This window comes from Streptococcus oralis, assembly GCF_001578935.1.
Lineage (GTDB): Bacteria > Bacillota > Bacilli > Lactobacillales > Streptococcaceae > Streptococcus > Streptococcus oralis_R.
Window position 1 is genome coordinate 535,551 of sequence record NZ_KQ969521.1, and the last position, 5,489, is coordinate 541,039.

The following is a 5,489-nucleotide window of genomic DNA, read 5'->3' on the forward strand; positions in this document are numbered from 1 at the left end:
AGGGATTGATGGCGAACTGGCCTTGTAAAATCTTCTCAGCTGCCTTCTTGTACAGATGGGCATTATAGTCCAATAAGAGCTGGAATTCCTCGTCTGTCAGCTGATTGGCCTTGTTTTTGTTATAAAACTCTCCCAAGTGACTGCTTCCTTTTTCTAAAAAGAGTCCCTGGTATTTCATTGACTTGCTGGCTTCTACCACTGCTCCTGCTAGACTTTTAACAGCCATCAGAGATTGGACTGGCTCAGCCATTTCCAAGTACATAGCACCGAAAAAGTTCCGCTCCCCTTCTCTTTTTAGGGCAGCAAGATAGGTTGGCAGTTGGGAATTGAGCCCATTAAAGAAATTCGGAAACTGGAACTGGGTTAAACTAGACTTATAGTCCACCACTCCTAGCGCTCCATCAGCTTTCAGGCGGTCAATGCGGTCAACCTTGCCTCGCACATGGACACTACGACCATCGTCCAATTGAATAAAGGCCTGATCTTTACCGCCAAATGTTGCTTCCTCTTGGATGGTTTCAATAGCTGGATTATGACGAAGGATGTGGCCCGTAGTTCGCGCGACATCAAGTAGAACTTCCTTGGTAAACTGGGCTTCCAAACTTTCCTGATAAATAGCTTCAAATTCGCGTTCTTGGCTGGTTTCCTTGATAGCTTGCTCCAAACGTTGGTCAAAGGAATTTTCAGCAGGGAGTTTCAAGGCACGTTCAAAAATGCGGTGTAAGAAATTCCCGTGACTGCGAGCATCAGGACGCAGGCGCACTTCTTCCTGCAAACCTAAGACATAACGGAGGAAATAGCTGTATTCATTGCGGTAAAACTCCGTTAAACCAGACGTAGACAGGTAAAACTCTTTGTCAGCTGGATAGAGAGCCTGCAAGGTCTCTTTCTCTAATGGCTTGCTGCTTGGGCTAGTTGGGAGTGCAGGATTTGTAAGACCTTTCTGATCAAGTTTTTTCCCCATCACACGCGCTAGAACCTTGACAAAGGTCACATCTTTTTCATTTTCACTAGAACCTGACTGCTGATGATAGGCAACTAAGCTAGACAATAGACTGTGATAAGAACCCATATCATCCTTAGTCAGACTTTTTTGATGAATCTTCTTCTCTATCCGGCTAAATCCAAAACTCACCAGTTCCTGAAGATAGGCCGATTCCTTGCTCTCATTTTCATTGAGGAGACTTGGAGCTGACAAAATCAATTGTTTACGGGCAGCATTGACTAAGGAAAGCATGGTATAGCGATTTTTCTTGAGGTTTTCACTACTTGCAATCAGTAATTGCGCTCCCTCCTCAGTTGCTTGGTTTAGGCTTTGTCTTTCTTCGTCTGTCAAAAGACTGGTGTTTTGCGCTATTTTTGGCAAATGATCCTGAGTCAGTCCGATGGCATAGACAAAGTCAGCTGTCAGAGGGGCAATCAGATCGTAACTCTGCACCAGAACGGTGTCCACTGTTGCTGGAATGGTGCGATACTGGGACAAACTCATCCCAGAATGAAGCAAGGCTAGGAAATCCTCTAGACTAACCTGTGAACCAGCAAAAACGGTCGCAAATTGTTCTAAAACATGACAAAAGGCTTTCCAAACTTCAGCTTGTCTTTCCTGTTCTAGAGTTTCCATAGTAGCTGTCAATTCTTGCATCTGCTTGCTTAAAGCAGCATTTTTTAGAAAAGTATTCCACTTTTGCAAAAGATTTTCAGTCTTTTGCTTCCGATTGGCAAATAAGGTTTCAAGTGGCGCCAAAACTCGCAGACGAAGAGCATTTAAACGCTCTAAATCAAATTTTCCATGATGGGATTTGGTAAAGGTCTGCTGAAAAGCTGGCAAGCCATTTATGCCAAGATAGCGGAGATATTGCTCAAAAGCATCAATATCCGCTTGGCTAAGGTCAGTATACAAGCCTGTTCTGAGAAGATTAATCAAATCCTCCTGACGGAAACGATAACGTTTTAAACGTAAAATAGACTCCACATACTGGGTCAAGGGATGATGAGCCATGGATTCACTTCTACCAAGATAGAATGGTATCTGGTACTGGTCAAAAATGGTTTTCAGCGATAACTGGTAAGAAGCCACATCCCCTAAGAGAATACGGAAATTCTTGTAACTCAGTTCTGGATGGTCATGTAATTTCTGACGAATAGCGCGAGCTACCAGCTCCAACTCCTCTTTTTGCGTCAAGCAAGACCAGATTTGCAGGTTTTCACGGTCTTTCTCATCGACCTCCAATGTTAATTCTGAAAAGTCATAAGAAGACTCCAGCAAACGAGAGGCCTTGTCAAAACTATCCATCTTCTCATGAGTCTGAGAACGATCCTGAGCAGGTGTTTGGTATTTTGCCCCCAAATGATGAAGAAATTCCACACTGGCTTGGTAGAGATTCCCTTCAGAGAACGGACTGGTATAGGACTTCTTGCTTGCATAAGCACCAATGACAATCTCGACACCTTTTCGATGAAGTAGATCCACTACACGCTCTTCCTCGGCAGAAAAACGGGTAAATCCATCAATAACCAAGGCAATCTGATTGAAATCACTACTTACCTTGCCATTTTCAATAGCCTCAATCAAATGGGATAACTGACTTCCCTGAGCCAACTGACCTTGATTGAGATAGGCAGTCACTTTCTCAAAAATCAAGAGCAAGTCTGCTCGTTTATCCTCATCAGTCAAACTTTCCAAGTCTAAGAAGTTCATCTGAGCAGTCGTCATCTCATGATAAAGTTCAACCAACTGCTGGATAAATTGAGGATCCTGCTTAATCGCACCATAAACACGTAAATCCTTGGGATCGAATTCTGCAAGGCACTTGTAAAAGGCCATCCCAAGACCGATGTCATCTAGACTGGTCTTGGCAGGTAAATCATTCAAGATCAGGTAACGAGCCATCTGAGCAAAACGCGTAACGGTAATCGCAAAAGAAGCCTGCTGGGACAAGCATTCCAGCACGGCGCGTTCTTTTTCAAATGAAAGAGAGTTGGGGGCGATGTAGAAAACCCGCTTGCCTGCAGCAACTAGCTCTTCTGCCTCTCTCGTTAAAATTTCAGTCAAAGAAGTCCGAATATCAGTATAAAGTAATTTCATCTCAGCCTCGTTTGGTTTATCAAAGTTTCTTACTCTATTATAGCAAAGTTCGCTTCACAGTCCAAATCCAAAATTCTAGTTGACAATCATCTAATTAGCAAATAAATCATCCTTCATCATCCACTTTCATATGCTGAAAGATATAGAGGAAAAAGTCTTTGGAAACTTCAAAATGTCCATAACGAAGTCGAGAAGTATAGTCTTTCCATTCAGGATGTTGTCTGGCTATTTCTATGGAACAATCTTTGACTGGTTGATAATACTCGACATTTCGTCTAAAGGGAAAGAATCCTTCAAACTGCTCTACTTGATAGGCTTTGTCATCTGTAATCTTACCTACAGCCACAAAAGCCTGTAACTTATCTTGACTGTTCATATCGTATTTGGGACTATAGTATAAAAGGTAGTCGCCTTTTTTCATACGGTTTAAGGGGCCACACTTTCCATGACAGACCTGGCAAAAATTCCCTTCAACTCCTCTTAAAACATGGTTCCTCGAAACAACTCCAACCCAATATCTAGGCATTTTTATCCTCCAACTCTACTAACATGCGATTAAAAACTTCTCTATCGTTAGATAGTTTATCAAAAAATTCTTCATCAACCCCTTCTACTAAAGGTAAAGCTTGATTGACCTTCTCCGCGCCAGAATTCGTCACTGAGACAAGTTTTGCCCGACTATCCTTTGGGTGTTGATCGCGTCTAATGTAGTCTTTCTTCTCCAGTAGCCTAACAATCTGGGAAACCGTCATGACATCCATACCGGTGAACCGAGCAATATCAACTTGCGTTACATATTCCTCTCTATTAGACAAAAACAAGAGCGAGGTTAAAACGATAAATTGGGGCAAAGTGAGGCCAACTGATTTCAAAACTCTTTTTAAATTGCTTTCCCACTTGTTGTAGACTTTGATGAAAAGAAGGCCTGTAGATTCTGTTTCATCATTTTTGTAAATTGAATTAAAGTGATACTTTGACATTATTTCTCCTTAAATATTAAGTATACATATTATATAAAATTTTATTTTCTTTTTCAAGAAAAGGAAAGCCGAATGTTACAATTCTGTCAGACATTTTATAGTCTATATGCTATAATAGAAGCAAAACACCTAGAAAAGGAAGTCTTATGATTAAACTACTAGCCTTGGATATGGACGGAACCCTCCTTAATGAAGCCAAGGAAATCCCGCAAGCCCACATCACTGCCATTCACCAAGCCATTGAAAAAGGTGTCAAACTGGTTCTCTGTACAGGTCGCCCGCTTTTCGGTGTCCTCCCATACTATAAAAAACTAGGACTGGACCTCCAGAATGAGTACGTCATTGTCAATAATGGTTGTTCAACTCACCAGACCAGTGACTGGGGTCTAGTTGACTGGCAAGAACTTAGTCCAGCTGACATTGAATACCTCTATGACTTATCAGAAAAAAGCGACGTCCAGTTAACTCTTTTTGATGAAGAACATTATTTTGTCCTCGGTGGCAAGCCTAATGAAATTGTTCAAAATGATGCCAAACTTGTTTTTTCAGACCTGACTGAAATTTCCCTTGAGGAAGCCACCAGTGGCAAATATCGCGTGTTCCAAGGCATGTTTTTGGGCAACGAAGAACAAACAGACGATTTTGAACAGCGGTTTGCTGAGAAGCTCTGCCAACGATTTAGCGGTGTTCGTTCGCAGCCTGTCATTTATGAAGCCATGCCACTTGGAACGACCAAGGCTACTGCTCTTTCTCGACTAGCAGCGATTTTGAAGATCGAGCCCTCAGAGATTATGGCCATGGGCGATGCCAATAACGATATCGAAATGCTTCAGTTTGCAGGGCTTGGTATTGCAATGGGAAATGCCAGCGACCATGTCAAATCTCTTGCTAATGACGTTACAGCCAGCAACGAAGAAGACGGCGTTGCGCGTGCCATTGAGAAGTATATTTTATAATTGAGAAGCCCAGTTCATGTCAACTGGGTTTTGTTTTTTTAAGAATCACAAAACTTTAGAAACTCTTTAGAATTACTTGATGTTTCTTTGATTTCTATAGCTTATACTAAAGTTAGAAAAATAAATCAAAAGGAGAAAATCATGAAAACAGTACTCGAAATTCATGGACTGACTAAACAATTCGGCCAACAAGCTATTCTTCAGGATCTTCATCTAACGATAAGAGAGGGAGATATTTATGGTCTAATTGGAAAAAACGGAGCAGGTAAAACTACCCTTATTAAAATCATTACACAATTATTGTTTGCGGACAAAGGTACAGTTTCCCTCTTTTCTAGTCAAGGACAAAATGAGTGGACCAAGGCTTTATCTCGAGTGGGTTCTGTTATCGAATCACCTGTAGCCCATAATCACTTAACAGCTTATCAAAACCTTAAATATTATTGTATAATACGTCATATTCCAAAT

The 5,489-nt window shown here is 41.4% G+C and carries 5 protein-coding genes; 2 read left to right on the plus strand and 3 right to left on the minus strand.

The genetic code is table 11. The features are described 5' to 3' along the window. From rexB to SORDD15_RS02665, 3 genes are all read right to left on the minus strand, one after another. Positions 1-3,085 (minus strand): ATP-dependent nuclease subunit B (rexB, locus tag SORDD15_RS02655; RefSeq protein WP_231097610.1); only part of this gene is annotated, 3,085 nt, incomplete at its 3' end. A 106-nt stretch (positions 3,086-3,191) separates the two neighbouring features. Then, positions 3,192-3,611: an EVE domain-containing protein gene (locus tag SORDD15_RS02660; RefSeq protein WP_061414091.1), complete on the minus strand. Its 420-nt coding sequence runs from the start codon at positions 3,609-3,611 to the stop codon at positions 3,192-3,194. Beyond that, positions 3,604-4,065: a MarR family winged helix-turn-helix transcriptional regulator gene (locus tag SORDD15_RS02665; protein ID WP_061414093.1), complete on the minus strand. Its 462-nt coding sequence runs from the start codon at positions 4,063-4,065 to the stop codon at positions 3,604-3,606. Before SORDD15_RS02665 ends, SORDD15_RS02660 begins: the two co-directional genes overlap by 8 nt. A 146-nt stretch (positions 4,066-4,211) precedes the next feature. Here SORDD15_RS02665 and SORDD15_RS02670 point away from each other — a divergent pair, with 146 nt between their 5' ends. Both SORDD15_RS02670 and SORDD15_RS10435 read left to right on the plus strand, forming a co-directional pair. Further along, complete coding sequence (locus tag SORDD15_RS02670; RefSeq protein WP_061414095.1) at positions 4,212-5,021, plus strand: Cof-type HAD-IIB family hydrolase; 810 nt, start codon at positions 4,212-4,214, stop codon at positions 5,019-5,021. 141 nt (positions 5,022-5,162) lie between these two features. Beyond that, on the plus strand, positions 5,163-5,489 hold a 327-nt coding region (locus tag SORDD15_RS10435), incomplete at its 3' end, for an ATP-binding cassette domain-containing protein (RefSeq protein WP_231097611.1).

What these genes read in the sequence shown, in the direction of transcription:
- SORDD15_RS02660 (WP_061414091.1), bottom strand. Translation starts at nt 3,611, where the DNA reads ATGCCTAGATATTGGGTTGGAGTTGTTTCGAGGAACCATGTTTTAAGA.
- SORDD15_RS02665 (WP_061414093.1), bottom strand. Translation starts at nt 4,065, where the DNA reads ATGTCAAAGTATCACTTTAATTCAATTTACAAAAATGATGAAACAGAA.
- SORDD15_RS02670 (WP_061414095.1), top strand. Translation starts at nt 4,212, where the DNA reads ATGATTAAACTACTAGCCTTGGATATGGACGGAACCCTCCTTAATGAA.